This is a genomic window from Shinella sedimenti, assembly GCF_022601905.1.
GTDB lineage: Bacteria > Pseudomonadota > Alphaproteobacteria > Rhizobiales > Rhizobiaceae > Shinella > Shinella sedimenti.
On sequence record NZ_JAKVIN010000027.1, the window covers coordinates 1 to 2,273 of the forward strand.

General features: G+C 54.6%; 2 protein-coding genes and 1 pseudogene. All 3 read right to left on the reverse strand.

Translation table 11 applies throughout. The features are described from left to right. A partial coding sequence (locus MKI86_RS23755; RefSeq protein WP_241605992.1) for an IS110 family transposase occupies positions 1-301 on the reverse strand: 301 nt, incomplete at its 3' end. Positions 302-609: 308 nt separating this feature from the next. Continuing rightward, positions 610-821, reverse strand: a pseudogene (locus MKI86_RS23760) (transposase); the annotation flags it as partial. Positions 822-1,020: 199 nt separating this feature from the next. Continuing rightward, the gene (locus tag MKI86_RS23765; protein WP_241605994.1) at positions 1,021-2,256 is read right to left on the reverse strand and encodes a type II toxin-antitoxin system HipA family toxin; all 1,236 of its coding nucleotides are present in this window, start codon (positions 2,254-2,256) and stop codon (positions 1,021-1,023) included. Between the last annotated feature and the right edge of the window lie 17 nt (positions 2,257-2,273).

A 2,273-nucleotide genomic window follows, 5' to 3' on the forward strand; every position in this document is an offset into this window, starting at 1 on the left:
AGCCGCGCGCGTCGTTCTCATCGCTTTTGTTCATCCGAACCGACAACACAGCATGGGCGTGTCGCGCATCGATGCATGCCACCGGCACGCCGATCCGCTTCAGCTCATGCCAGAGCCAGCTCGACATCGCACCTGTCTCGAAGCCAACACGATCCGCATCTGGTGCCTTCTTTGCCAGCAGGGCAGCCAAGGCCCCAGGGTCCGACTTCGCCCGGCCCTCGAAGGTCAGCCGGCCATTCTCGTCAACGACACAAACAGCCGTTTCCTTCTGTGAGACGTCCAATCCGACATACTGCTTCATCGTGATGTCCTCCCGTTGTTACCAGGACCAGTCTGCCACTACAGAGCAGACTGGAACATGCCGGCAGCAATTACGTCATCGTGTGGAATATTGGGTCTGACGCACATTCGATGATGCTCTCGGCATTCGATATGGAAGAAGCATTAGATATCGCGGGCTTTTCTACACACGCTGGCAGTTTATAGCAGCGTTGTAGATCGGCGGCTCCGAGCAAGGCTTAAAGTCGTTTTGGTTCAAGAAGTTATCCCGCTACAATGCCGGGCATGATCATCGAATGTGCGTCAGAGCCAACATTCCGAGCCGATTGACAGCGCCTTGGCTGCAGCAAGGGCGTAGGCGCCACCGCGGTCGCGGGCGACAATGCTGATCTGTTGCTGATCCGAAAGCCAGGGTTGAGCGGTCGCCAGCTCTCGATCTGGCAGAAGTGCAATGGTTTTGCGCCGTTCAGGATCACAGATGATCTGATGATCTTCCCGTAGCGCTGATTGTGCCGCCACGCCCAGTCGTCGATGCCGATCACCGTTGGAAACGAAACGCGGACTGACGCCCAAGCCGCGTCTCGATCACGCCAAGTGCATCAGGAACTGGTTAACTGTGCTGAATTCCGTGAAGAAGGCGGTTTTCACCTCAGCTTCAAATGCCTCAGTGGCCAGCAACCGGCTGACGTCCATGGCAGCCAATCGTGGTAAAATCCTGGATGCGGCTCGGGCCACACCTGTTCACGCTTTGCCGGTGACAATCGGCAAAGTCACAAGATGTTTGTCCATGGTCTCGACGACGTCTTGACGCATGGGAAGAGCGGCCTTTTCTGCTTCCCATCGTTCCATAAATAGAGCGACGGTTTCTTTGGCTGTGTCGAGGACGAGCTTGCGCGGCAGGTACGCCTTCGCGGATAGATGCGCCAGTTCGTCCAACGTAAACCCGGTGAACTCTTTCGTCCGGCTGAAGGTCAGCGCGGATTTATCGTTTGCGATGTACGGGATCGTGGATATGAAGTCATAGGCTGGAGCGAGGCGTGCGTTTCGGCGATCAGGATAGATCAATGACCAGTTTTTCAGGTGCATGTCGCCGTTGCCGATCAGAACGTTGAATGTCAGACGGCGAATGAATTCGGCCACATCATCCTGATCGGATTCTGATGCGATCACTGATATCAGGTTGCGGTAACTGGCTTTCTTGTACTTGTTCTCAGGATAAACGTTAAAGACCTGCGCAAAATCCTCTATATGCGTGACGCTTCCATCATCATTACGATCGAAGCGTTCAATGACGAAAGCCTGTTGCCCGATCTTTTCGATCCCGTCTGGCAAGTTGCTGATCGATCTCACGTCGATCAGCCCGATCGCAGGCACGTTGATCCCGACCATCCTAGCAAGGCTCATCATCGAAAATTCATTTTCCGGAACGTTTGCAAACTCGCGAGAGGGGAGTTTGACAATCCGATTACCGCCGACGCCGCTTGTAGGAATGGTCAATCCCCCGCTGGCGCTTTGAACAGCTGAGAATTTGAGCTGCACACCCGCCAATGAGAACCGCATGGCATCTTCCGCAGCTTCCCTTGCTGCTTCACCCTTTAGGACGTTATGGGCCTCGTCTGGCCATTCTTCGCCGTCCGCTGGGACGACGGTTATTGCGCCCGGCAGATCTTGCCCGAGCACCCACAAGAGAAAGTACTCCCGGTCAATATGGATGTCTGCCTTCTCCGCCAGGTACCGGCGCAGATGACCCTCCGGCAGGAGGTTAGAGAAGTAAGGCATCAGCTTGATTTTGTATGGCCGGAAATCCGAAATTAGCTCGCCGAATCCATCCTTGAACTGGAGGCCGAGGGTCGGTCTTTCTGGGTTTTTGACATAGGCATCGTTAAACGCAAAAAGCGTCTTTTCAGCTCCTACATAGTACGCCTCCGGCGTGGGCCGCCTTTTCAGTTTGATGTGAATGTGGCCGATTGTCCTTATGGACGTGAATAAGGACA